The organism is Acinetobacter sp. CE-15 (genome assembly GCF_051059255.1).
Classification (GTDB): Bacteria; Pseudomonadota; Gammaproteobacteria; order Pseudomonadales; family Moraxellaceae; genus Acinetobacter; species Acinetobacter guillouiae.
In genome coordinates, this window is sequence record NZ_CP192737.1 from 2,231,095 (window position 1) to 2,255,752 (window position 24,658).

22 protein-coding genes are annotated in these 24,658 nt (G+C 37.2%); 16 read left to right on the top strand and 6 right to left on the bottom strand.

Annotated elements, in window-relative coordinates; all coding sequences use genetic code 11:
• Position 1 precedes the first annotated feature (1 nt).
• The 9 genes from ACQ7EO_RS10300 (at position 2) to ACQ7EO_RS10340 (ending at position 9,901) form a co-directional block, all read left to right on the top strand.
• Positions 2-2,278: a TonB-dependent receptor gene (locus ACQ7EO_RS10300; RefSeq protein WP_434279530.1), complete on the top strand. Its 2,277-nt coding sequence runs from the start codon at positions 2-4 to the stop codon at positions 2,276-2,278.
• Between the two features lie 139 nt (positions 2,279-2,417).
• Positions 2,418-3,713 carry an MFS transporter gene (locus tag ACQ7EO_RS10305; RefSeq protein ID WP_434279531.1) on the top strand — a complete coding sequence of 432 codons (1,296 nt, stop codon included), beginning with the start codon at positions 2,418-2,420 and terminating at the stop codon, positions 3,711-3,713.
• Between the two features lie 70 nt (positions 3,714-3,783).
• Complete coding sequence (locus ACQ7EO_RS10310) at positions 3,784-5,382, top strand: histidine-type phosphatase (protein WP_434279610.1); 1,599 nt, start codon at positions 3,784-3,786, stop codon at positions 5,380-5,382.
• A 63-nt stretch (positions 5,383-5,445) separates the two neighbouring features.
• Entirely contained in the window at positions 5,446-6,120 is a 675-nt protein-coding gene (locus ACQ7EO_RS10315) for an HAD family hydrolase (RefSeq protein ID WP_434279532.1), read from the top strand.
• 100 nt (positions 6,121-6,220) lie between these two features.
• On the top strand, positions 6,221-6,889 hold the full coding sequence (locus tag ACQ7EO_RS10320; protein ID WP_434279533.1) for a 2'-5' RNA ligase family protein: 669 nt from the start codon (positions 6,221-6,223) through the stop codon (positions 6,887-6,889).
• Positions 6,877-7,389: a bifunctional adenosylcobinamide kinase/adenosylcobinamide-phosphate guanylyltransferase gene (gene cobU / locus ACQ7EO_RS10325; protein WP_434279534.1), complete on the top strand. Its 513-nt coding sequence runs from the start codon at positions 6,877-6,879 to the stop codon at positions 7,387-7,389. Before ACQ7EO_RS10320 ends, cobU begins: the two co-directional genes overlap by 13 nt.
• 80 nt (positions 7,390-7,469) lie before the next feature.
• Positions 7,470-8,522 carry a nicotinate-nucleotide--dimethylbenzimidazole phosphoribosyltransferase gene (cobT, locus tag ACQ7EO_RS10330; protein ID WP_314340256.1) on the top strand — a complete coding sequence of 351 codons (1,053 nt, stop codon included), beginning with the start codon at positions 7,470-7,472 and terminating at the stop codon, positions 8,520-8,522.
• 30 nt (positions 8,523-8,552) lie between these two features.
• Complete coding sequence (locus ACQ7EO_RS10335) at positions 8,553-9,164, top strand: histidine phosphatase family protein (RefSeq protein WP_004821760.1); 612 nt, start codon at positions 8,553-8,555, stop codon at positions 9,162-9,164.
• Complete coding sequence (locus tag ACQ7EO_RS10340) at positions 9,161-9,901, top strand: adenosylcobinamide-GDP ribazoletransferase (protein ID WP_034616781.1); 741 nt, start codon at positions 9,161-9,163, stop codon at positions 9,899-9,901. Before ACQ7EO_RS10335 ends, ACQ7EO_RS10340 begins: the two co-directional genes overlap by 4 nt.
• A 129-nt stretch (positions 9,902-10,030) precedes the next feature.
• Here the strand turns inward: ACQ7EO_RS10340 and ACQ7EO_RS10345 are convergent, their stop codons facing one another.
• The 6 genes from ACQ7EO_RS10345 to ACQ7EO_RS10370 form a co-directional block, all read right to left on the bottom strand.
• The gene (locus ACQ7EO_RS10345; RefSeq protein WP_434279535.1) at positions 10,031-12,118 is read right to left on the bottom strand and encodes a TonB-dependent receptor plug domain-containing protein; all 2,088 of its coding nucleotides are present in this window, start codon (positions 12,116-12,118) and stop codon (positions 10,031-10,033) included.
• Between the two features lie 191 nt (positions 12,119-12,309).
• Positions 12,310-12,846: a DUF2058 domain-containing protein gene (locus tag ACQ7EO_RS10350; protein WP_004821753.1), complete on the bottom strand. Its 537-nt coding sequence runs from the start codon at positions 12,844-12,846 to the stop codon at positions 12,310-12,312.
• A 15-nt stretch (positions 12,847-12,861) separates the two neighbouring features.
• Positions 12,862-13,536 (bottom strand): YoaK family protein, encoded by a 675-nt coding sequence (locus ACQ7EO_RS10355; protein WP_004821751.1) that lies wholly within the window; start codon positions 13,534-13,536, stop codon positions 12,862-12,864.
• A 32-nt stretch (positions 13,537-13,568) separates the two neighbouring features.
• Positions 13,569-14,765 (bottom strand): serine/threonine transporter SstT, encoded by a 1,197-nt coding sequence (gene sstT, locus ACQ7EO_RS10360; protein ID WP_314340250.1) that lies wholly within the window; start codon positions 14,763-14,765, stop codon positions 13,569-13,571.
• Positions 14,766-14,934: 169 nt separating this feature from the next.
• Complete coding sequence (locus ACQ7EO_RS10365) at positions 14,935-16,662, bottom strand: SulP family inorganic anion transporter (RefSeq protein ID WP_434279536.1); 1,728 nt, start codon at positions 16,660-16,662, stop codon at positions 14,935-14,937.
• 126 nt (positions 16,663-16,788) lie between these two features.
• Positions 16,789-17,100 carry an ArsR/SmtB family transcription factor gene (locus ACQ7EO_RS10370; RefSeq protein WP_004720219.1) on the bottom strand — a complete coding sequence of 104 codons (312 nt, stop codon included), beginning with the start codon at positions 17,098-17,100 and terminating at the stop codon, positions 16,789-16,791.
• 233 nt (positions 17,101-17,333) lie between these two features.
• Between ACQ7EO_RS10370 and ACQ7EO_RS10375 the strand changes: the two genes are divergently transcribed.
• The 7 genes from ACQ7EO_RS10375 (at position 17,334) to ACQ7EO_RS10405 (ending at position 24,639) form a co-directional block, all read left to right on the top strand.
• Positions 17,334-17,591 (top strand): hypothetical protein, encoded by a 258-nt coding sequence (locus tag ACQ7EO_RS10375; RefSeq protein WP_004821745.1) that lies wholly within the window; start codon positions 17,334-17,336, stop codon positions 17,589-17,591.
• A gap of 6 nt (positions 17,592-17,597) precedes the next feature.
• Positions 17,598-18,341: a zeta toxin gene (locus tag ACQ7EO_RS10380; RefSeq protein WP_034616794.1), complete on the top strand. Its 744-nt coding sequence runs from the start codon at positions 17,598-17,600 to the stop codon at positions 18,339-18,341.
• 403 nt (positions 18,342-18,744) lie between these two features.
• Complete coding sequence (locus tag ACQ7EO_RS10385; protein WP_434279537.1) at positions 18,745-19,161, top strand: YeeE/YedE family protein; 417 nt, start codon at positions 18,745-18,747, stop codon at positions 19,159-19,161.
• A 2-nt stretch (positions 19,162-19,163) separates the two neighbouring features.
• Positions 19,164-19,574: a DUF6691 family protein gene (locus ACQ7EO_RS10390; RefSeq protein ID WP_034616528.1), complete on the top strand. Its 411-nt coding sequence runs from the start codon at positions 19,164-19,166 to the stop codon at positions 19,572-19,574.
• 6 nt (positions 19,575-19,580) lie between these two features.
• Positions 19,581-20,447, top strand: coding sequence for an MBL fold metallo-hydrolase (locus ACQ7EO_RS10395; protein WP_434279538.1), 867 nt, complete (start codon positions 19,581-19,583; stop codon positions 20,445-20,447).
• A 534-nt stretch (positions 20,448-20,981) separates the two neighbouring features.
• On the top strand, positions 20,982-23,090 hold the full coding sequence (locus ACQ7EO_RS10400; RefSeq protein ID WP_434279539.1) for a sensor domain-containing protein: 2,109 nt from the start codon (positions 20,982-20,984) through the stop codon (positions 23,088-23,090).
• Positions 23,091-23,583: 493 nt separating this feature from the next.
• Positions 23,584-24,639, top strand: a complete 1,056-nt coding sequence (locus ACQ7EO_RS10405; RefSeq protein ID WP_434279540.1) for a 3-deoxy-7-phosphoheptulonate synthase — start codon at positions 23,584-23,586, stop codon at positions 24,637-24,639.
• The last annotated feature ends 19 nt before the right edge of the window (positions 24,640-24,658 follow it).

Below are 24,658 nucleotides of genomic sequence, written 5' to 3' on the forward strand. Positions count from 1 at the left end.
CATGAAAAGAACATCAATTCAAATACAACTGACGTGTTTAAGTTTGGCTATTGCGACACAGATTTATGCGCAAAAGCCCACGACTCAAAAGGTTGAAAAGACTGGGGCAGAGGTAAAAAGCCTAGCGCCTATCGTGGTCACGGCAACACGTTCTGCAAAAAGTATTTCAGACATTGCTGGGACCGTTTATCGCATTGAGCGTAGCGAAATTGAAAAGCAAGCCAATGCAGGTAAAAGCACGGCAGAAATTTTAGGACTATTGGTACCTTCACTCACACCCAATACTGGTACAACTTCTAATTATGGTATGACCATGCGTGGCCGTGTGGTGCAATATATGATTGATGGGATACCACAAACAGGTTCACGGGATGGATCGCGTCAGCTCAATAGCATTCTTCCTTCAATGATTGACAGAATAGAAGTTGTGTCTGGGGCAACGAGTATTTATGGCTCAGGTGCAACAGGCGGTATTATCAATATCATTACCAAAAAAGGCGGTGATGAAGCTTTAAGTTTTGAAACTAAACTGGGGCTAACGTCTGGGAATAATTTTAAAGGCGACGCCTTGGCTTATGAAGCTTCACAAAATGTTTCGTTTAACCAAGATCGCATCAAAGGTAATTTGGGTGTTGGCTATGTTAAACGGGGAGAAATTCAAGACAGTCGTGGCGATCGTATTGGGCCTGAGGTTGCGCAAACAGATCGTCAAGATACCCAAACGCTTGATGTCAATGGACAACTCACTTGGAACATTTCAGATCAACAGCACTTAACCGTTGGCGCACAATATTATAATGATGAACAAGATAGTGATTATGGACCTGATTATGGTCAGGGTTTATCTGTCATATTTAGAGGAGCTACACCCAGTTTAAAAGCATTAGAAGGCTTACAACTTGAAGACCAATCTAGAACAAAACGCTGGTCAACGCATGCCCAATATAACCATAATGATGTATTGGGGCAAAGCTTAACCTTGGAAGCTTATTACCGTAAAGAGCAGGCAAGATGGTTTCCAACCGCAGTAAGTTTACCGCATCCGCAATTACCTCTTCCTACTAGAAGTATTCCTGTTGTAATGCAGTCCAATACCGATATTAATATTTGGGGATCACGTTTAGCTTTGCAGAAAGATTTTAAAGTTGCAGATCGGGCTTTAGGGCTAAGTTACGGTTTAGATTTTGAAAATGAGAAAAATGGTCAAGAAGGGCAAAGGTATGATACTAATACTTTTATTGCGAGTAATGGCTTAAATCATCAAGCGACAAAAAACTATGCGATGGGACCAGATGTTCAAATTGCAAAACTTGGTGCATTTGTTCAAGCGAATTATGCAGTTACGGATCGTATAAATATACAGGCAGGCGTGCGTCACGAACGAATTAATAGTGATGTCAGTGATTCTACCCCGTACCCTGAAAGTATTGTCGCTGACTTCGATCCTAGCTATACGGCGAAAAGTTTAAAAGGTGGTGAAGTAAAACATAATGCGACTTTATTTAATTTGGGCGGGGTTTATCACTTAAATGATACCCAACAAATTTTTGCTAATTTTTCTCAAGGCTTTAGTATTCCCGACGTACAACGGATGCTGCGAGATGTTCCAGCAAGTTTTGTTGTGACCAGTAATAATATTGATCCGATTAAAGTGAATAATTATGAACTCGGCTGGCGTCTACAAGAGCAAAAGGGACTCAATCTAGGGCTGACTGCTTTTTATAATGATTCTGATAAATCTGTGAGGTTTAATGCTGCCCCAAATTTTAATATTGAAGTGATTGATACCGATGAACGCATATATGGTTTGGAAGCCAATGTAAAATATGCAATTTCAGATATGTGGAATATGGGAGGAACTATTGCTTATACGCGCGGTCAATTTAAAAATATACTCGGTGATTGGCAAGAGCTAGATGCTATACGAGTTTCACCACTGAAAGGCACGCTATTTTCAGAATGGCAATTTGTAGATAATATCAATTTACGCGTACAGACTTTAGCAATTGGTGGTACAGATCAGGCCGCTAAAGACTATGTCAATCCATTAAATGACCGCAGTATTCGAAAACCCGCTGAGATTAAAGGGTTTGCGATTATGGATGTGATCACCAGTGCAAAAGTAGGTCCAGGCAGATTAGGCTTTGGCGTTTATAATGTATGGAATACAGATTATAAAACAGTGTTTAGTCAAGCAGTTGCGCCTACCTACGGCGCCATTTCAAGTTTGGCTGCACAAGGTCGTAGCTACGGTTTAACTTATACGCTGAAGTATTAATCCAGATAAAGCCTCTTTAAAATTTGAAAGAGGCTTTTTATTGAGTAATATCTCGATGAAAAAACTGAAGCGTGGGTAATTATATAAATTCAATAAAAATTTTCCTAATCAGTTAAGACTGATATTTTAGGAGATTCAAATGAATAAAAATAATGATATTTGGATGATGGCAACGTTACTCAACGGGATCAGCTTATCCATGATTTTACCTTTACTTGCACCTCTTATTCGTCTATTAAAAATCTCAGAGCTTCAGGCAGGTCTGATGGTGTCTGCCAGTGCATTGCTGATGAGTTTGACTGCAATGTGGATTTCTAAAAAACCGAATCTTCAAAATCATTATTATTTATTGAGTATCGGTTTTATTGGAATGAGCATAACGTGGGGACTATTTTCAGGGGTGTTAAGTTATGGACTAATATATAGCATGCCAATTGGACTACTTTTCACTTTATTATTGCTTACACGAAGCAGTATTGGCTTTTTTATGGCAATGCCGCAAATCGCATTACAAAGTTATGTGATGACGCGATATTTAGATGAAACGACACGCAGTCAGAAGATGGCAAGCTTTGGTGCCTTAAACAGTGCAGGGCTAATTTTAGGGCCATTTTTAACCACATTACTCATTATTTGGGGAATATTGATTCCTTTGTGGCTCGCCGTATTGCTTTTGACTGTCATGAGTATGCTGATAGTAGGTTTATATCAACACAACGGGAAAAATGCTCAACAGTCACATTCAAAAAGTCATGCTCCAAACCATTCGCCTTTAACCTATCATTTTGATGAAGATCAGCATATTCAAGACACAGTTTTACAAAAAGAGATTTCTCAGCAAGATTCTAATCATTCGCAATTGGTTCGTCTGAGTGATGATGATCTAAGAAAATCAATGATTTGGTTGATCCTCGGATTTAGTTTATATATTGCGATTATTACTCTGAATTTAACTGCTGGTTTTTATATTCAAGATAAATTTCAATTTAATATTCAGCAAAGTGCCCTCTATTTTTCTCAATGTTTGTTGATTGTGGGGATTGTATCGGTTTTGATGCAAATTGCGATTTCTAAATGGTTTAAATGGTCTTTAACACAGCTTTTAATGGTCGGATTAAGCACGATGTTGGTTGGGCTAATCTTGTCAATCTATACGCAGCAGATCGTGATTTTTCAGTTGGCTTATGTTTTTTATGGTATCGCTGTGGCATGTCTAATGCCTGCATTTACCACAGGTGCATCACAATCAGTTTCGATAAATTTGCAAACTAAAATTGCTGCTTTATGCACCATGGCGCAAGCGCTCAGTTTAGTTGTTGCACCATTAATGAGCACAGGGCTGTACCAACTTAACATTATTTTCCCATATTATTTACTGCTTAGTATTTTCTTATTACTGTCTTTTTATTTTGTTGTTTTTAAATGGAATAAATAGAGGATGGTCATACCAGTGTCATGTTCTTTGATTAGTTTGCCTGCATTAAATCAAATATGACATTTCAATGATGAAACCATTTAAAATTAAACATTCGCTAATCATTTGTTTTGCTTCAGGACTATTTTTAACAGCCTGCAATAATGATCAGGATGATAATTCAGCTGTTGTAGTCCCACCTAAAGTTGATACATCACTATATTTACAGACCAAACAACCCTATCAACCCCAGCAGAAACTAAGCAGTTATGAAGCAACGCCAGCAGGTTATCGTGCAGTTTTTACAGAATTAGTTGCTCGACATGGTTCACGAGGTTTATCGAGTATTAAATATGATTTAGCTTTATACAACATGTGGTTAAAAGCAAAACAGGAAAATGCCTTAACGCCATTGGGTGAACAATTGGGTGCTGATTTAGAAGCCATGATGAAAGCCAATATTCTATTGGGTTATGGGGTGGAAGGTATACGCCAATATGGCTATGGCAACGAAACTTCTGTAGGTATTAAAGAACATCAGGGTATTGCAGATCGCTTATTACAACGCTTACCACAATTGTTTAATCAAGCCAGTCAACAAGGTAAATCTGTACAGATCGTTAGCTCGGGTGTGGATCGTGCGGTGGACAGTGCTAAATTTTTTACCAATGAATTGTTGAAACAGCAACCAAGTTTAAAGACTGCAATTACACCAGCAAGCTATCAAAGCCTCAACAGTACCTCTATACCAAGTATTGTCAATGGCGGGGTAAATCGCTTTCATCTGTATTTTCATAGTTTAAATGCACAAGACGATTTGGCCAATGTCAAAACGGATTTAGACAAAACAGTCTATGCGGCTAGTTTAAAATATCAAGATTTTGAAGAGAATGACGTTAACTTAAAACAAAAAATAAAAGAGTTAAGTGCAGATCCTAATGCGCAAAAAATCGCAACAGAAGTATTAAACCCAATTTTTAAAACAGCGTTTATTCAAAAAATTGGTCAAACTCGCTATAGCTTTAGTAATTCAGGATCATTCACTGTAACAAGCCCTAAAGGTGAACAGATTACTGAAAAAGGAAAGGGGAAAAATACCATTGCCAGTGCAGTAGATGCTGCTGCTTATGTGTACGAGTTGTATTCAATCACTGGCGGAATGCAAGACGAGCTTGGTGCGACAAACTTTAAAAAATATATGCCAACCGAAGCGGCTAAGTTCTATGCGCAATATAACGATGCCAATGATTTCTATAGTAAGGGTCCAAGCTTTGATACAGGCAAAGCTGTAACAACAGATATTGCCAAATCACTCAAACAGGATTTATTTAAACAAGTTGATGATGTTATGAGCAATACACAAAAGAATGTTGCTGTATTAAGATTTGCTCATGCTGAAATCATAATCCCTTTAGCCACCAGCTTAGAGTTAAAGGGGATGATGCAATCTGTGCCCTTGACGCAGACGTTTAATTATTCAAATAGTGCGTGGCGTGGTGAAGATATCTCACCGATGGCAGCAAACTTACAGTGGGATATTTATCAGAATTCGCAAGGGCAGACTTTGTTAAAAATGCTCTATAACGAAAAAGAGATTGCTTTTAAAAAAGATTGTAATTATGCCCGCTATAAAGCAAACAGCTATTATTATGATTATTTAAAGTTGAAACAATGTTATAGTATTCAATAGATTGCTATAAAATTTGAGGGAGAACGGGTTTCTCCCTTTTAATCTGTTTATAAAAGGAACACTGTGAAATTCCAGCAACATACGATTCAAGCTGCTATTTTTGATATGGACGGTACGATGCTGGACACTGAACGGCTTAGGTTTGATGTGTTAAAACAAGCGTCTTTGGAAATCTCTGGTGTAGAATTTAGCTTAGATTATTTGATGCAATGTTTAGGGCTTAATGCGTTAAGCTCAGAACACTTAGCACAAAAGTTTTATGGTCAAGATATCCCTTACCAGCACATTCAGCAGCGTGCTGAACAAATTGAACTTGAGATGATTTTGTCGCAAGGCGTACCAGTGAAAGCTGGGCTTTTAGAAATATTAGCTTATTTGCAATCTCAAAATATCCGATTGGCTGTCGCTACATCTAGTACCCGAAAAATTGCTGAAAAATATTTAAAACTTGCAAAAATTGATCATTATTTTACCTTGTTGGTCTGTGGCGATGACGTGATACAAGGTAAACCACATCCAGAAATTTTTAACAAAGCCTGCACCTTATTAAATCTAAATCCGCAACACAGCTTGATGATTGAAGATTCTGAAAATGGGATTACTTCAGCAGATTTGGCTGGGGGAGTAACGATATTGATTGAGGATATTAAAGCGCCAAATCAGACTATGCTGGCAAAAGCAGATTACTACTTTGAATCTATGTTGGATTTTTATCAAGCAATCATAAAATCTGACTGAATAAAATTTATTTTCAATTGAACAACACTCAGTCAATTCAAGATTTAAACATGATGATTACGTGCTTTAATAGAAGCATTAAAATTAATGTGAATTTGATGTGTTTTTAGATTCTCAAAGTTTAACAACTCCAACTGAGACACATGATTATCCCGAGTGGCACAAAGGGAGAAAACACTACGCCTTATGGTATATCGAAATTCATCATCCTGAATTATTGGCTTATTTAAGCGATTTAACAGAAAAATTCTCAAACTATTTATTGCACCCCAATACACGCCAATTTCATATCACATTGTATATTTGTGGCTTTCTAACAGAAGATAAAAAGCAATTTGATGATGATTTTATCCAAAGTAAATTTCAACAACAGCTTAAAATTTTGAGCCAAAACCAGTTAAATAGTTTTAAATTAACAACAGGAAAAATAAATAGTTTTAGCAGTGCTTTATTTATAGAAATTCGAGATCATGAAAATAGCCTAAGCAATATTCGACAATTATTATCCCATTCAAGCCAAGAAATTGCTGCTTTAGATTATTGTCCGCATATCACCTTAGGTTTGTATTCAGCTGAGTTTAAAGCGCAACAAATATTTAAGGCTATTGAAACGATTGATCAAAAAAGTTTTGAAATTGGCATTGATCAGCTTAATTTTGGTATATATCAAGCACAAGTCTTACAGGGGCCTTTAGCTACGTTACATCAGCTTATACTCAATCCGAAAAAAACAGATGGATCTTGGGAGTCAAATTTATGTTGCAATTAATCCTAGGTGGCGCGCGTTCAGGCAAAAGTAAATTAGCTGAACAGATCGCAAAAGACTCAAATCTACAAGTTGTTTATATTGCTACCGCGCAAGCGTGGGATGATGAAATGCGACAACGTATTTCACACCATCAGGCACAACGACCTGATGCATGGAGGCTGATTGAAGAAGCACTTTACCTCGCCGATTGTTTAAAACAAATAGATCAACAAGAACAAGTGATTTTGGTGGATTGCTTAACCTTATGGATGAGTAATTTATTGATGCATGAGGACTCAAATCTTCAGCGCATCGAATGTGAAAAATTGCTGAAAATTCTACCTACATTAAAGTCTAAAATTGTTTTAGTTAGCAATGAAACAGGACTCGGTGTTATACCAATGGGTGAAATAACTCGAAAATTTGTTGATGAATCAGGACGTTTACATCAACTATTAGGTCAAATAGCTGATAAAGTAGTGTTTTGCATCGCAGGTTTTCCGATGTTATTAAAAGGATAAATATTGTGATTTTTATCATATAAACTTGAGCATTTTAACGATTAACAATGAATTTTTAAAATACGAGATGGAGAGCAACAATGAATTGGTGGTTAGAAGCATGTAAAGTGCCAAACGCAGAAACAAAACAACAGGCTGAAGAACGTCAATTACAATTGACCAAGCCAACAGGCTCACTGTCTGTTTTGGAAAATGTCGCCGTGCAATTGGCTGCTTTGCAAAGTAACTCAAAACCGAATGTAGATAAACCTTGGATTGCAATTTTTGCAGGTGATCATGGGGTAATGGCTGAAAATATTTCAGCATATCCGCAAGCAGTAACGCGTCAAATGCTACAAAACTTTGCAACGGGTGGCGCGTGTATCAGTGTAATTGCTAAAGAATATGCTGCGACTTTACAAGTCATTGATTGTGGCACAGTGGGTGAGGCTTACCAATATCAAGGGGTTGAGCGTCATAGTATTGCTCAAGGGACTGCCAATTTTGCTCAACAAGTGGCAATGACTGAGCAACAATGCCAGCAAGCCATGGCGCTGGGGCGTGAGAGTGTAGAAAAAGCCATTGCACAGGGTGCTTCTATTTACATTGCTGGAGAAATGGGGATTGGAAATACCTGTTCCGCTTCTGCGATTGCATGTTTCTTATTAAATGAACCTGCTGAGCAACTGACAGGTGTAGGCACGGGGATTCGTGCTGATCAGTTGATTCATAAAAAAAATATCATTCAGCACTCACTTGAGTTACATAAAAATTATGTTGAAAATGATGCATTTAAAGTTTTGTGTGCTGTAGGTGGCTTAGAAATTGCTGCAATGACAGGAGCTTATATTCGCTGTGCTCAACTCGGGATGCCTGTAATTGTCGATGGCTTTATTAGTTCTGTGGCGGCATTAGTCGCGGTACGACTCAATCCTGAAGTTCGACAATGGATGTTGTTCGGTCATCAGTCTGCTGAATATGGGCATCAACGCCTATTACAAGAGTTGAATGCTGATCCATTATTAAAGCTTAATTTACGTTTGGGAGAAGGCAGTGGTGCGGGTGCTGCCTTGGGTGTGATTAAGTTGGCATGTAGTTTACATAACAATATGGCCACTTTTGCAGAAGCTGCGGTAATTGGCGAGAAAGTTTAAATTTATTCATAATTCAAAAAGAGCATATGCATGAAATTGAGGATTGATCTATTACGTCACGGGGAAACTACGCTGAATCATACTTTGCGTGGTTCGACTGATGATGAATTGACAGAATTGGGCTGGCAACAAATGCACCAGACCATTTCCTATGATCAATCCTCTGTGCAAACGCAATGGGATTTTATGTTTAGCTCGCCTTTAAAGCGCTGTTTCTCATTTGCACAGCGACTTTCTGAACAAGTTCAAATACCACTGATGCAAGATCATCGATTGCAAGAAATTCATTTTGGTGATTGGGAAGGTATTTCAACACAGCAGATTTATGCAAAAACGCCTGAGTTATTGGAAAATTTTTGGCAATCTCCGACACGTTATACTCCACCAAATGCTGAAAGATATTTAGATTTTCAGTATCGAATTAAGCAAGCATTACAAGCGATCAAAGAGCAAATGCTGATTACACAAAGTCAAACAGCTTTGATTGTGACGCATGGTGGTGTGATTAAGCTTTTAAAATGTATGGCGCTACAACAATCTCTTGATGATATTTTAAAAATGTCTGCTGAGCTTGGGCAATTAAATCGCTTTATGTTGGACAGCGAAACCATGCAGTTAGAGTTATTGGAGAGCAATAAATGACCCCATTTTTTATTGCATTGCAATTTTTAACGATTTTCCCTGTTTATTTAAAAAATATGCCTTCGCCAAAACAAAATGGTCAGTCACTGCTATTTTATCCAGTGATTGGGCTTTTGATTGGTTTGGTTCTGTTTGCCGTTGCCAGTTTTCTACATGTTTTGCCTGTAGTTTTACTCAGTACCATTATTCTGGTCATCTGGATTTTGCTCACGGGTGGCTTACATTTAGATGGTTTAGCGGATACTGCGGATGCTTGGGTCGGTGGCTTTGGTGATAAAGAAAATACCTTAAGAATTATGAAAGACCCAGCATGTGGACCGTTTGGTGTGCTGAGTTTAATTGTTATCTGTTTGATTAAATGGTCTGCACTGTATGTGTTATTACAAGAACAACACTATACTGCTTTGATTCTATTTCCTATTTTAGGGCGTTTAACACCATTATTTTTATTTCTGACCACTGAATATGTTCGTGAAAAGGGCTTAGGCTGGTCGATTGCTCAATATATCCCTAAAACTTGGGCAATGATCATTTTTGGTATCAGTTTATTGGGCGCAGGTTATTTTGTTTGGGTTGGTTTAGTGACGGCGACAATTTTTATCCTCACCTTAATTTATCTACGCTATAAGTTTATTCAACGAATCGATGGGATTACGGGTGACACCATTGGTGCCAGTATAGAAATCGCAGAAACCGTCTGTTTACTCTGTTTTATCATTTGTGGTTTTTATATTTAATCAGATTAAAAAAACCGAAGTTTTTAAAACTTCGGTTTTTAAATTGATCACTTATTTATGTTTATCTACTCATTATTTATCAGTAAATAATTAATAAGATTTTGATTTATATATCTATGCTAATCAAAATTAGAATTTTTTCTCTACACTGAACAAGAAGCTTGGAATAGCATCATTGACCCGAGCTTCATATAAAGCACCATCACTTTGACTATTTAAGCGCTCTTTATAGTCTGTACTCAAAATATTACGAGCACTCAGTGTTGTTGCCCAGCCTTTAGGGAAGCGTTTTGTCGCACTAATATCCACATTTACACGTTGATTGGTTGTACGATCATAGGGAAGATTGTCTAAAGCACGGGTAAATTCAGGCGTGTAGCTTAGATTAATACTGCTTGCCAATTGCCAAGGCTGGTAATTGTATGAAACGCCTGTACTTGCTGTATAAGGGGCAACATCACTGGCTAAACGGGTATTATGATCGGTATCTTCGATTTTGGCGCGTACCGTCGATAATTGTCCATTCAACATAAATGAATGACCATTTTCGGTTTGTTTTAAAGCATAGCGACCTGAAATTTCTACACCGTAGGTTGTTGCTTGGTCTTGGTTATACGGACGTTCAACAAAGCGTGTGCCTTCTTGACGAATCACTTTTTCGATATAGTCATCAATATCTCGATGAAAAGCCGTAATATTTACGCCACCTGCAGTAGTGTTATAACCCAAGGTTGTTTCCAGTGCGGTGATTTTTTCAGGTCGAAGATTGGGATTACCACCGCGGTCTGGGTTATTGATAGAGCCTGCATCAGCATCTGTTGAAATGGAAACAGTCGGCATGAGATTGTTACTATTTGGACTTTTAAAGGCGCGACTAACATTGGTTTGCAAAGACCATTGATCGTTAAAGTCTAAACGGTGTGCAAGCACAGGGCTGAGGTTTTGATCACTGTATTCAACCAAGCCTGAACGTTCTAACCATTCCTGACGCGCACCCACGGTAAGCGTTTGACGTTTTGAAAACTTCCAACTGCCTTCCAAATAAAGTGCGTAACGTTGCTCATCTAATGTATCAGCAATATTGCTTGCTAGCGCATTAGCACGCGCATCAAGTCCAAATTTTACTTGTTTGTTTTCGTCAAACTTGCGTACCCCATCATACGCTAAGCCGTATTCATTCACAGTTTCATCAATATAAGAACTGTATTGATTGGAACGAGTGGATTCAGTTTCATTTTGCTTTTCAATAGACAAGCGGACTTTGTCTGAGTCACCTTTATCTTTACGCTCATAACGGGTATTTAAACGAATACTGTCATTTTTATCATTTTGAACTTGATTACTGCTAGAGCCATCACTTTCATTCTTACGATAAAAAAATTCTGAAACCAGTTTTTGTTGATCATCAATTTGATATTCAACACGTGGTGCAAACATGGTATTTGTACGATTGGTAGTGCGTATTTGTTGGCGTGTACCATTTATATTTTCAATTTCCGTGCTTGATTTGCTGTCATTCCACATTTGATTGGCTGAAACACTGTAAATCCATGCACCATCACGCCCATCTGCTTGTACACTGATATTTTTACGCTGTTCTTCTTTTTGATCCGATTGGGTGATGCCATATCCTAATTTAACATTGCCACTGATTCGAGCATCGTCTAAGGGTTCTTTTAAAATGATATTGATCACTGCGGATGAGGCAACTGAGGCTTGAGCTACACTAGGTTGTTTGGTGATTTCAATTCGTTCAATCATTTCAGGCGTAATTGAGTCAACAATAGACATACCACCACGTGGTCCACCTTGTACGGCTTCACCATTAATCAAAAATACTGGTGCGCCACCACCACGAAAACGCATGCTGCCGGAACCGCTTGATCCACGTGGTCCTTGTCCAGGTGTTGGCATTTGAAAACCTGCTGCACGTCTTAAAGCATCATTGACCGATTGATCGCCGAATTGCAGCATTTCTTCACGTGTCACAATGGTTTTAGCAACCGCACTGATATCAGGATCTTTAGCAGGTGTTTGTTCAGCGGCAAAAACCAAGGTTTTTAATTGTTTTGGTGATTCATTTTCTTTAAGTTGAGTTGCTTCAGTGGTTTTATTTGCAGATATTGTTTCATCATTTGCAAGGCTTGCAGAGGTGATGGCGAATATTGCAAGGCTTAAAGTACTCAATGTACCCCAGTAAAGTTTTGTACGGTGCATGTTGCATCGTTCCGTTTATGTAATTTCGCGTAAGATTAACGCACAATTATGTAGAAATTTTGAGGAAAAGTGCATGGATGAAAAATAAATTTAATGCTGAATTTTTTTATTTAAATCAAAAAAAAGCCTAATGATTGAAGCATTAGGCTGATGAAATTTCTAAAATATAAACTGAAAAATAGAACAGGGGATTACCACATCAAGTCATCTGGAATAACATAAGCAGCATAAGGATCTTCCTCATCTGTCACTTGTTCATTCTTCTCAGAATTATTGACAATAATAAATCCAGTCATTTTTTCATTGATACGTTCACCCAAAGCTTTGGGTAAAATTGCGTAGGCATCATTATTGTCGTGTGCAATCACCAAACTGCCTGAAACCAAGGCATTATAAACTTGCTGATTGATATAGATTTTCTTAACCGAACCATCGATAAACTGATAGACCGCATCGCCATCTGTATCTGTGATTTTATGTTGACCAATCATTTGGATAATTGAAGCTTTTAAGGCTTTTTCATCTAAAATGCGTTGTTTCTCTTGATTCAGCGCTTGGTCTTTACTGATTTTCTCTTGTTTGTCTTGTTCAATTTTAGCTTTAAGCTCAGCTTCATTACTCTGACCTGTACGTTGCTCGTGCTGTGCCTGCTTTGACAATTTCTTTGCTTTTTTATTATCCACTAAGCCAGCTTTGAGTAACTGTGCTTGCAATGCGTTTTTGACCATAACAATAACCAACCATTAAATGTGTTTCGAACCATGCCGAAAATAAATAAACCAATACGTTAAGCTGAGTATTAAACTTAATCCAGCAGGGATAAGGAATGAATTTAATTGTAAATAAGGATACACGATACTGGCAATCAGCCCACCCAGAATAAATCCGCAAAGAATCAATAAATGTAATGTGACACGGCGCTTTTCAATACCGAGTCCCCGAAAAAGATAGCCTAAAGCCAGACCAAGATCAGTTAAAACCCCTGAAAGATGTGTAGTGCGAATAATCGTGCCTTTATAGTGGCTGACCATGGCATTTTGCATTCCCATTGCGGTACTTGCCCAAAGTAAAGCATATTTGGGATAATAAGGAATAAATAACCAGCAAAGCAAAATAAACACACTGACAAGACTGAGTGGAACACCATATCTACGACCCAGTTTAAAATTGCTATTACCTAAAATAAAGCCACTATAACTTGATCCAATCACATAACTGAGCATGACCAAGAAAAGGTAAAGCACATGATCATATTGTTGATGAATCAGTGCTTGCGCAAATAAACTGGCATTGCCCGTCATATGAGAGATGGATTGATGAAGGACGGTAATCAAACCAAGCACATTAATTATGCCTGCATTGACTGCAAGCATAAACGCACCTAGTTGAATCCAAACGGGCAAATACTGTAGAGGCATAATTCCTTCTTTTTATTCATATACCTTGTATATTACTTTTTAGAAAGATCAACTGCTGCTGTAAATAAGACATCAGTCGAGGAATTCAATGCTGTTTCTGTTGAGTCTTGAAGCACACTAATCACCATACCAATTGCAATTACTTGCATTGAGATTTCTGAAGGAATACCAAATAAACCACAAGCCACGGGAATTAACAACAGAGAACCACCAGCAACACCAGATGCACCACAAGCCGTTACCACAGAAACTACAGATAAGATCACCATAGTGACGATATCAACTTGAATACCAAGTGTATGCACAGCAGCGAGGGTGAGCACGGTAATTGTTACCGCTGCACCTGCCATGTTAATTGTTGCACCTAATGGGATCGCAACGTTAGCAGTAGTATCATTTACCCCTAAGCGTTTTGCCAAGTCAAGGTTTACTGGAATATTTGCCGCAGAACTACGGGTAAAGAATGCAGTGATTCCACTTTCTCTTAAGCATTTTAAAACCAAAGGATATGGGTTTTTACGCATCACAAAACCAACAATCAATGGATTGATGACGAGGGCTACAAAAAGCATGGTACCAACGAGTACAGCAATTAACTGGGCGTAGTTCTTTAATGTCTCTAAACCTGCTTGTGCAAATGTTGCAACAACTAAGCCAAAAATCCCCACAGGAGCAAAAGCAATCACCACACGAATAATGGCATTCGTCGCATCCGCAATATCTGTAATCACTTGTTGAGTGGTTTCTGAACCGTGACGAAGTGCCGCACCTAAGCCTACAGCCCAAGCTAAAATGCCAATAAAATTTGCCTCGTGTAAAGCCGTTATTGGATTGGTAATAAAACTAAGGAGTAGATTTTTTAATACTTCTGCTACGCTACCCGGTGGCTGTAAAGTCACTTCACTTGCATGTGCAAAAACCAAAGTACTTGGAAACATCGTGCTTATCGTAATGGCACTAATCGCAGCCAGTAACATTCCGATTGCATATAATCCAAGAATTGGTTTTAAGTTACTCGCACCTTCGCCAACTTTAAAGTTAGCAATTGATGAGAGAACCAAGACAAATACAAGAATTGGTGCAATGGATTTTAATGCTTTAATAAAAAGCTCGCCTAAAATAATGAAATATTGGGCTGAATTGGGGAATAGATACGCAACTATAAAACCAAGAATAATGGCAATAAGAATACGAGTAACTAAACTTAAACGTGCTAGGACAGCAAACATGTTGAACCTTTATGCCTAAACTGGTCTAAAATCGATGAACAAGCCGCGTATTCTATACCTAAAAGCGAAAACTTAAATAATACAATTTCGCCATAAAAATTAAGATATTAAAAAATATATAGCTTTTTCAGCAATCATAATAAAAAATGTTGATAATTTAAACGATTATTTAACTAAAAGTTTGGGCATCCAATTGATGCATGGCTTGGTAATGCGTTAAATAAATATTTCCACTGAGCTGTTTAATTAAATTGGACTGTTTTAAACGATCCATGACTGGACCTTTGACTTCCGTGAGATGCATTTGAATTTTTAATTTATTTAAATCACTGTTGATTTCTTCCAGAGTTTCTAAAGCACTTGCATCAATATTACTAATACTTGAGCAATTGATCACCACATGATGTAGTTCTGGGTGTTTACTAACTTCTAAAATGATAAATTCTTTTAAGGTATTGGCATTTAAAAAACTTAGATTTTCATCTATACGAATAGACACAATATTGGTACTGGTCAAAACATCATGTCTTGAAATATTGCGGAAATGTTGCGTGCCTTCAACTAAGCCAATGACGGCAATATGTGGACGGCTAATACGCCATAACAGCAATAAAAATGTAGAAACAATACCAATAATCAAACCTGTTGAAATATCGATACACAACACCCCAAAGAATGTGACCCACATGGCAATCCCATCAGCTTTGGAATAACGCCATGTTTCGATGAAGGGTTTAAAATCAACCAATTTCCAAATGGATACCATAATGGTGACAGCGAGAATCGCCAAAGGAAGTTGTTTAAATAAACCGGTAAAATATAAACTCACAATCACGATAAAAATTGAAGATAACACACCAGCCATAGGCGTTTTTGCGCCTGCATCTGCATTAACCACTGTACGTGATAAACTGCCAGTCACAGGAAATGCTGACGTGACACCTGCACTAAAGTTGGCTAAACCCAGTGCAATCAGCTCTTGATTACTATTGAGCTCACTACGTTGTTGAAATGCTGTGGTCTGTGCAATAGAAATAGATTCGACAAAACTCACCATGGTAATCATCGCTGCACCGGGTAAAAGCTGGATCACCAAATCCCAGCGCCAGTAAGGCATGGCAATTGGTGGAAATCCCGAAGGAATCTCACCCACGGTTTTGATACCAAATTGGTCTATATGCAGGAAATGTATTAACGCAATCGAAATAAACACCAGAACCAAGGGCAGTGCTTTCACCCAGAATTGAAGAGAATGTGCAAAAGATTGGCATAACTTAGATTTAAAAAAAACTGGGATGTAAATCAAAAACAGTATTGCACAGACACCAAAAATCAAAGTTTCAATATTGGTAAAGCTAATGTATTGCCATAGGCTTTGAATAAACTCGATAATATTGCCAGATTTTAAGGGTACATCGAGCATAAACTTAACTTGGCTGAGTGCAATCAATACTGCGGATGCGATGATAAAACTTTTAATCACAGGATGGCTGATTAAACGGATTAAAAAGCCGAATCTAAAAATTCCCAGTAAACTTGAAAGTATGCCGACGAGAAGTGCCAATAAACATGCGGCTTGAATATATACAGGTGAACCCACCTCATAGAGCGGTTCAAGTGTAGCAAAGGTCATCATGGAAATCAGTGCAACAGGACCAATCGAAAGCGTTGGGCTGCCACCCACAATGGCATAGATGATCATGGGTAAAATACTGGCATATAAGCCAGTCACAGGAGGCAACCCAGCAACCATGGCATAAGCCATACCTTGAGGTACAAGCATTGCAATGACGATTAAAGCAGCAAGTAGATCAGCCCTAAATTTAGGGACATTATAGTCTTGCAGCCATTGCCATGCAGGGAGTATTTTACTGAGTTGAACTTTTGGGGCAGCCATTGGAACTTCATTAGCATATTTTCATATATATTATGCAGAAAAAATGCTAAGAAAAATAGCGACAGCTAACTTATATACTGAATTGTTTGTTTTTATTTTAAATTTATCTAGACGCTAAGATGTGTATTAAACCTGTGGGCAATACAAATCATATAAGGTTGTTAATACCACTGTCAGTTTTTGATCTTTAATAGAATAATAAATTTGCTTCCCATCACGACGTGTTGAAACAACATCACTTTTACGTAACATCATCAATTGTTGAGAAAGCGTCGGTTGATTAATCTGAGTTTTTTCTTCTATTTGCGAAACATTTAACTCTTCTTGAGCAAGATGGCATAAAATGAGTAAGCGATCTGTATTGGCTAAAGATTTTAAAATAGTCACGACTGATGCAGCTGATTCACGCATTACATCAATTTCAAGATCACTAGACATCGGTAGGTTCCATCCATTATTTAATACAGTATAACTGTGTCAGTGCATGTCGTATGGCTTTTAGCTTATGTTTTTTGATGAATTTCTAAATCAATTTTGTGAATATATCTTCACATTCTGTTTTAACTTTCTACAGAGCTAGATTTTCTCTGTTTACAGTTGAATAAATAGACAAAAATAAGTGGTATGTTAAGATGTAACTACAGCTAAAAATCAAGCTGAGGATATTTGACATGACGACATTTACAGCAATGAAGACGACATTACGTGAGGAAGCAACGATTCCTGTGCTTGCTATCGATGCGTTTAGTGCGGCATTTAATCATGCAAGTCAGTCAAACGCTACAATCACTTATGTAAAAGATCAACAACTGGTTCAACAAAGCAATGGTGAAATCAAAGTTGTTGAAGATTTATCTTCTGCCTATGTGGTTCCCAAGCTTAAACACAGTGTGTTAAAACGTAAAAAGAAACAAGAGGTGATGGCATAATTTTATATGCGACAGCCGAGAATAAGAATGTTTGCTGGTCCAAACGGATCAGGTAAAAGCACAATTAAAGACTATTTAGCGCCCCATCAGATTGGGGCATATTTAAATGCAGATGAGCTTGAAAAACAATTATCTGCGACTCAAAGTTTGTGCTTAGATGATTATCATCATGATTTATCTAGCGCAGCGTTACTGAAATTTTTAAAACAAAAAAAACGTAAAAAGAATGACCAAGTCGTGCCGCTATTATCCTCAAAACCACAAATTGTGGATGGACTCATTATATTTAACCGAGATGAAATCGACTCCTATCTTTGCGCACGCATTATCGATTTTATTCGGATGGAATTTTTAAGGTTAAAAATGAGTTTCACTTTTGAAACTGTGATGTCGCATATCAGCAAAGTAGAGTTTCTACGTGAAGCCCAGAAACAAGGCTTTAAAACGTATCTGTACTATGTGGCAACCGTTGACCCAAAAATTAATATTGGACGTGTGCAATATCGGGTCGCTACAGGTGGTCATGCTGTACCAGTGCAGAAAATCTGTGAGCGCTATTACCGTAGTTTAGATTTATTGATGTTGGCAATTGAAGCCTCAGATCGTGCATATATTTTTGATAATTCAAGTCACGGTGAAAAAGCAGCTTTTATTGCAGAGATCGAAAAGGCTGAAGTACTAAAACTAAATCCTGTTGTAGAGCATTTCCCTAAATGGTTTGTAGACAAAGTATTGAGTGAATTTAATTAATTTGAAGATTAGATCTGTTTGATAAAGCAAAAAAGATCATGTTGAGTGAAACATAATGGTATTGAAAGTTCCTTCTTACTTTGGAATAAGGCAAGAATGAGGGGATTTTATGTTGATTTATCGTTTTAAAAAGGACTGATAAACGAAGTCTATTGGCAAAATATTAAAAATTAAAATAAATTATAAGCTATTGATTATTAATTATAAATATGAATAAATCTATCCAGAGATTTAAATCAAAACTAAAAATTAGGCTGTGCAATTCTGTAGCAAATCATATAGAGATTGTATTTGCAGTTATGCCTTTGATTTGCATATTTCTATATATCCTTATCTGAAGATGATGTTGATTAATTTAAATAATTATATATTATAAAAACATATATTGTATGGATTTAAAGCAATGCATGATTTTATATTGGCCTTTTTTGGGGGAGTCCTACTTGGGCTGGCTGTAGTTGGCTACTTATTTGTAAATGGTCGTGTTGCTGGGGTAAGTGGTCTAATTGCACAAGTCCTCAATCCACACAGAATTTTTAAAACACCCGCTTTGTGGTTTTTATTGGGCTTATTCAGCACACCATTTATTTATAGAGTGATTTTTAATCCTGAAATCGTGATGCTAACGACAAGCCCAATTTTACTTGTCATCGCAGGTCTATTGGTAGGCTTTGGCACACGATTAGGATCAGGCTGTACCAGTGGTCATGGAATTTGTGGGATAAGTCGTTTGTCTAAGCGTTCAATTGTCGCAACCTGTACCTTTATGCTGGCTGGGTTTATTACTGTGTATGTGATGCGCCATGTGATTGGAGCTTAATCATGAAAAATATCTTTGCATTTATCTTTGGTGGGCTATTTTCTGTAGGTTTAATGCTCTCGGGGATGTCGAATCCAGCAAAAGTCATCGGTTTTTTAGATATATTTGGCCAGTGGGATCCAAGTCTGGCTTTTGTGATGATTGGCGCAATAGTCGTTGCATTTATTCCTTTTCAAAAAGCGATACGTGATCCTGTAACTGTGTTTAATGAAGTGATCGAATTACCAAAAAATACCCAACTCGATACAAAGTTAATTGCAGGCGCTTTCATTTTTGGTATAGGTTGGGGAATAGCTGGAATTTGTCCAGCACCAGCATTTACATTGATTGGTTTAGGTTATTATCAAGCCCTATATTTTATTGTTGCCATGCTGTTTGGCGTATTGATTCATCGCAAAGTGACAGGAGCATAATTTTTTATGAATCCATTTGTACAAGATTTTTTTGATGAAGCCAGTAATACCTTTAGTTATGTGGTGGTTGATCCTGCAACTCAATACTGTGCCATTATTGACAGTGTATTGGATTATGATGCGTCATCTGCAACAACATCGACAACACATGCAGACCATATTATTGAGTATATTCAAAAACATCATCTTACAGTGCAGTGGATTCTTGAAACACATGTACATGCAGATCATTTAACAGCTTCGCAATACTTAAAAACACAGTTAGGTGGTCAAATCGCCATGAGTGAAAAAATTGTGACTGTTCAAGATATTTTTAGTCAAATTTATAATATTGATTATCAGGCTTTAAAAGCACAGCATTCCTTTGATTATTTATTTAAAGATCATGAGATTTTTAAGATTGGCGAGTTAGAGGCATATAATCTCCCTACGCCTGGTCATACTCCAGCTTGTTTGACCTATGTGATTGGTGATGCAGCCTTTGTTGGTGATACTTTGTTTATGCCTGATTATGGCACAGCGCGTTGTGATTTTCCAAAGGGCAGTGCGGCACAACTTTATGATTCTGTGATGAAAATTTTTAATTTAGCAGAGCATACTCGGTTATATTTATGCCATGATTACCTGTCAGAATCACGCCTAGATTATCATTGCCAAACAGACATTAAGAGCCAACGTGAAGAAAACATCCATATCCATACAGGGGTAACTAAACAAGCCTTTATTGCGATGCGGGAACAGCGTGATGCTACATTGGCTATGCCGAAATTGATCCTTCCAGCCATTCAAATCAATATGAATGCAGGTCAATTTCCTGAGCCTGAAATAAATGGTATTCGTTATTTAAAATTACCTTTAAATTATTTTAGGTAAATTGCTTAAATTAAAATGTATTTATTAAATGATAATGATTTGAATTTTTGTTCAATAATTATGCGATTTAATCACGATGATTATTTATTTAGTTTTTTAAAATAATTTTCTTTAATATGCTTGAAAATTACGCAATGATTGATTTTTTTATGAATATTGTTAAGATTATTGTAAATAAGTGCAGAACTCAATCATGGAATTGAGTCTCTTTAGAATAAATCATAACAGGGGGATTTTTTTCTCATATTACAAAATATAAAATTTATTTATCGAGTTGATATTTAAATATAATTTAAACAAACATGGGTTTGTCATAAATTTGAAACATACCTAAAAACTTAAAAGAATAGATTTTATAAACGTTATTGTATACAATTTAAACTTATTAGCTAAAGTGTGACTTATATCACATGGTTTTTTTAAAAAAATAACGACTCGACACTTGGGTTATACAAGAATCTGTGGTTATTTAAAATACATATAAGTTTGAACAATGGTTTATCTTAATTTTGCGTTGATAGATAGGATTAATTTATGGCAGGCATTTATTTACCTTTGCATTCGAGTTTGAATCAGGTGGGTTCATTTCCAAAGTCTATAACTCCTCGATCTGCACAAATTTTGAATGAAGTCAAAGAAGCTTTAGATCTGATACCCCACCTTATTTGGGTGACAAAATTGGGGATTGGCTATTGTAATACCCCATTAAAAGAATTTATTGGTGTAGATACGCATAATATTTGCGATTCCGATTGGATTAAATGCTTACATCCTGATGATGCAGAACATATCTATAATATTTGGATAACCGCGCAGAAAACTGGTCAGCGTTTTGAAAAAGAATGTCGTATCCGTCATGTGAATGGCGACTATCAATGGTTTTTGCTGATTGCTCAAAGTACGGTTTATAAACAACAGTTTTTTGATTGGACCATAACCTGCACCAATATTCATGAACGTGCAACGTTATTACGTGAAACCAGTGAGTCACTAAAAGCCAATACAGATATGCTTGATGTCAGTGTCGACTGTATCAAAATTATTACACCAGATGGTTATGTGTCACATATGAATAAATCTGGTTGTATTGCATTACTAGGACAAGAAAAAGTAAAAACTTTTGGTATGGAATGGCTTGGACTATTACTACCAGAAGTGCGTGAGCAGGGTAAAAAAGCCATTAAAGAAGCGGCAAAAGGGAAAAACGCCAGATTTGCAGGTAAAAGTGTCTTTGGTAATTTAACCATGTATTGGGATAATATTTTAACCCCAGTTGTCAATGAAAATGGTCAAACCACCAGTATTTTATGTGTTTCACGAGATATAACCAAACAACGTATTGCCGAAGAAAAACTCAGAGTGATCTGTGAATTTGATGAAATGACGAGTTTGATGAATCGTCGTGCATTTAAAAGAAGATTAAAGGCATCAATCTCTAAAGCCAGAGAAAATCGAAGTAAAATTGGATTATTACTGATTGATTTAGATCATTTTAAACATATTAATGACACATTAGGTCATTCTGCTGGCGATCATTTACTTAAGGTTTTGTCTAAACGCCTTGCGCATTGTTTAGATGAGAATGCCTATATCTCAAGACTTGGGGGTGATGAGTTTGCGGTGGTGATTGACCATGTGGAAAGCCATGCACAGATTGAGGCTGTTTCCAAAAAATTATTACAACAACTCGATGCGCCTATTACTTATAGCGGTAAATTGCTGAATGGTGGTATGAGTATCGGCGGTTCAATTTATCCGCACGATGCCAAAGATGGCTCAGGATTGTTGAAATGTGCAGATGCTGCTTTAAATGATCTTAAAGAACGGGGTCGTGGCGGTATTCGTATGTTTGGTGTAGACATGTTTGAAATTGCCCAAAGTAAAGCCAAGCAATTAAATACAGCGCGCCAAATTATCCGTAACAATCAAATTGAACCATTTTACCAACCTAAAGTGAAACTGGATGATTGCTCAATTATTGGTTTTGAAGCATTACTCAGATGGCGAGATGTAGAGGGCAATGTTTATTTACCTGCGACTGTTGCTGAAGCATTTAATGATTTTGAGTTAGCGACCAAAATCAGTGAAACCATGCACGATAAAATATTTACAGATATTTCTCATTGGATCAAGCAAGGCTTTAACGTGGTACCGATTTCAATCAATGCCTCACCTGTAGAGTTTATGCGGGATAATTATGCCGAAATTTTATTAAAGCGCTTGACCCAGTATGCCATTCCACATCATCTTGTTGAAGTCGAGATTACTGAACATGTTTTGGCTGATCGTGGCTATGAATATGTCATTCGCGCGTTAAAAAAACTTAAACAAGAAGGCGTGCGGATTGCCTTAGATGACTTTGGAACAGGGCATTCATCGATGACGCATATTCGTGATTACCCTGTCGATAGTTTAAAAATTGACTATAACTTTGTAAATCGTATGCATGAAGAAAAGTCAATTAAAGCGATCGTGGAAGGGATTGCAAAATTAGGTCCAATCCTTTCTTTAGATATTATTGCAGAAGGGATTGAAACGATTCAGCAGCTTGAAAATTTAAGAGCCGTGGGCTGTAAATTTGGCCAAGGTTTCTTATTTAGCCAAGCAATTTGTGCTGAACAAGTGCAAGAAATGTTGCAGTAAGGGCTTTGGATTAACACTATTGATTGGGTTAAATTGTGCCTTAACTCAATCATTTGTATTCCATACATAAAATATAGAAAAACTTTAAAAAAGGGCTTGAAAAGTCTACAGACTACAGGTATTGTAAATTCAATATAGATTTTTATGAACGACATAAAGATGAAAAAGCAACCTGTAATCGCTACTTCTTATTATTTCTGGCAATTCTTTAGATAATTGCCTGAAGTCGTTCGGGCAATGAATTGGTTGCCCATCAAAGTTAATACCTGATCGGCAACACCGATCAGGTTTTTTTATATCTGAATGTTAAAAATATTTTGAATCAATTAAGTGTAAAGATTTTGGAGAATGTCATGATGAAATTTAACTACGTATACTTTAGCAACTTTTATTGGACTTACTTTGGTCAAGTGAAAAACCTGATCGCCCATTTGAATAGATCCCATACGCTCAAATAAAAGTTCGGACTTTAGAGAGTCCAAAGGAATACATCATGAATGCACTAAATATTGCTTTACAACAAAATCAAACCATAGAAACTCAACTCAGTTTGCCTTATGAGTTAAAAGAAAAATTTGCATTAAAACATAAGCTCGCTTTACAGATCGCCGAGCAACGCCAAACAATTGAAAATATTCTCGATGGTACAGATGATCGTTTGCTGGTGATTACTGGCCCATGTTCTATTCATGATGAAAAATCCGCATTGGAATACGCAGATCGCTTAATACAATTACAAGAAAAAGTGTCAGATCAGATCTTTCTAGTGATGCGTGCATATATTGAAAAACCACGTACAACTGTGGGCTGGAAAGGGTTTTTATACGATCCAAATTTAGATGGATCTTCCAATATGCAATTGGGTTTAGAAAAATCACGCCAATTGTATTTACAAATTATTGAAAAAGGTTTGCCGATCGCCAGCGAAATTTTAAGTCCTATGGCAACTGCATATTTTGATGATTTATTGGCTTGGGGTGCAATTGGTGCACGTACCAGCGAATCACAAATTCATCGTGAAATTTCAAGTCATATGCCTTTTAGTATTGGCTTTAAAAATGGTACAGATGGCTCGATTCAAATTGCTTTAGATGCAATTCAATCTGCAAGCCATCCTCATCAATTTCTTGCCATGGGGCAAAAGGGATTGCCTTGTATCGTGCATAGTCATGGTAATCCTTTAGCACACATCATTTTACGTGGTTCAAATAAGGGCACAAACTATGATGCAGAATCGATTCAGCAGATCCGCCAGCAGCATCAAGGAAAATTACCCGCATTGGTGATTGATTGTAGTCACGGTAACAGCAGTAAAGATCCTTTAAAGCAACCGTTGGTTTTACAGCAAATTATTGAAGAAAGACATGTAACCCAAGTACGTGGTGTAATGCTAGAAAGTCATTTGGTGGATGGTAATCAAAAAATCTCTTGTGATATGACTTATGGTCAATCTGTTACAGACGGTTGTTTGGGTTGGAATAAGACGGAGCAATTGTTGTTGGATGTTGCAGAGCAACTTTCGAAACAGGAGTTGTTGCAGACGGCATAAAATGTAGTATCGGCTTGTG

Excerpts from the sequence above, each read along its gene's own strand:
- ACQ7EO_RS10300 (WP_434279530.1), top strand. The coding sequence starts at position 2 with ATGAAAAGAACATCAATTCAAATACAACTGACGTGTTTAAGTTTGGCT.
- ACQ7EO_RS10305 (WP_434279531.1), top strand. The coding sequence starts at position 2,418 with ATGAATAAAAATAATGATATTTGGATGATGGCAACGTTACTCAACGGG.
- ACQ7EO_RS10310 (WP_434279610.1), top strand. The coding sequence starts at position 3,784 with ATGAAACCATTTAAAATTAAACATTCGCTAATCATTTGTTTTGCTTCA.
- cobU (WP_434279534.1), top strand. The coding sequence starts at position 6,877 with ATGTTGCAATTAATCCTAGGTGGCGCGCGTTCAGGCAAAAGTAAATTA.
- cobT (WP_314340256.1), top strand. The coding sequence starts at position 7,470 with ATGAATTGGTGGTTAGAAGCATGTAAAGTGCCAAACGCAGAAACAAAA.
- ACQ7EO_RS10335 (WP_004821760.1), top strand. The coding sequence starts at position 8,553 with ATGAAATTGAGGATTGATCTATTACGTCACGGGGAAACTACGCTGAAT.
- ACQ7EO_RS10340 (WP_034616781.1), top strand. The coding sequence starts at position 9,161 with ATGACCCCATTTTTTATTGCATTGCAATTTTTAACGATTTTCCCTGTT.
- ACQ7EO_RS10345 (WP_434279535.1), bottom strand. The coding sequence starts at position 12,118 with ATGCACCGTACAAAACTTTACTGGGGTACATTGAGTACTTTAAGCCTT.
- ACQ7EO_RS10350 (WP_004821753.1), bottom strand. The coding sequence starts at position 12,846 with ATGGTCAAAAACGCATTGCAAGCACAGTTACTCAAAGCTGGCTTAGTG.
- ACQ7EO_RS10355 (WP_004821751.1), bottom strand. The coding sequence starts at position 13,536 with ATGCCTCTACAGTATTTGCCCGTTTGGATTCAACTAGGTGCGTTTATG.
- sstT (WP_314340250.1), bottom strand. The coding sequence starts at position 14,765 with ATGTTTGCTGTCCTAGCACGTTTAAGTTTAGTTACTCGTATTCTTATT.
- ACQ7EO_RS10365 (WP_434279536.1), bottom strand. The coding sequence starts at position 16,662 with ATGGCTGCCCCAAAAGTTCAACTCAGTAAAATACTCCCTGCATGGCAA.
- ACQ7EO_RS10370 (WP_004720219.1), bottom strand. The coding sequence starts at position 17,100 with ATGTCTAGTGATCTTGAAATTGATGTAATGCGTGAATCAGCTGCATCA.
- ACQ7EO_RS10375 (WP_004821745.1), top strand. The coding sequence starts at position 17,334 with ATGACGACATTTACAGCAATGAAGACGACATTACGTGAGGAAGCAACG.
- ACQ7EO_RS10380 (WP_034616794.1), top strand. The coding sequence starts at position 17,598 with ATGCGACAGCCGAGAATAAGAATGTTTGCTGGTCCAAACGGATCAGGT.
- ACQ7EO_RS10385 (WP_434279537.1), top strand. The coding sequence starts at position 18,745 with ATGCATGATTTTATATTGGCCTTTTTTGGGGGAGTCCTACTTGGGCTG.
- ACQ7EO_RS10390 (WP_034616528.1), top strand. The coding sequence starts at position 19,164 with ATGAAAAATATCTTTGCATTTATCTTTGGTGGGCTATTTTCTGTAGGT.
- ACQ7EO_RS10395 (WP_434279538.1), top strand. The coding sequence starts at position 19,581 with ATGAATCCATTTGTACAAGATTTTTTTGATGAAGCCAGTAATACCTTT.
- ACQ7EO_RS10400 (WP_434279539.1), top strand. The coding sequence starts at position 20,982 with ATGGCAGGCATTTATTTACCTTTGCATTCGAGTTTGAATCAGGTGGGT.
- ACQ7EO_RS10405 (WP_434279540.1), top strand. The coding sequence starts at position 23,584 with ATGAATGCACTAAATATTGCTTTACAACAAAATCAAACCATAGAAACT.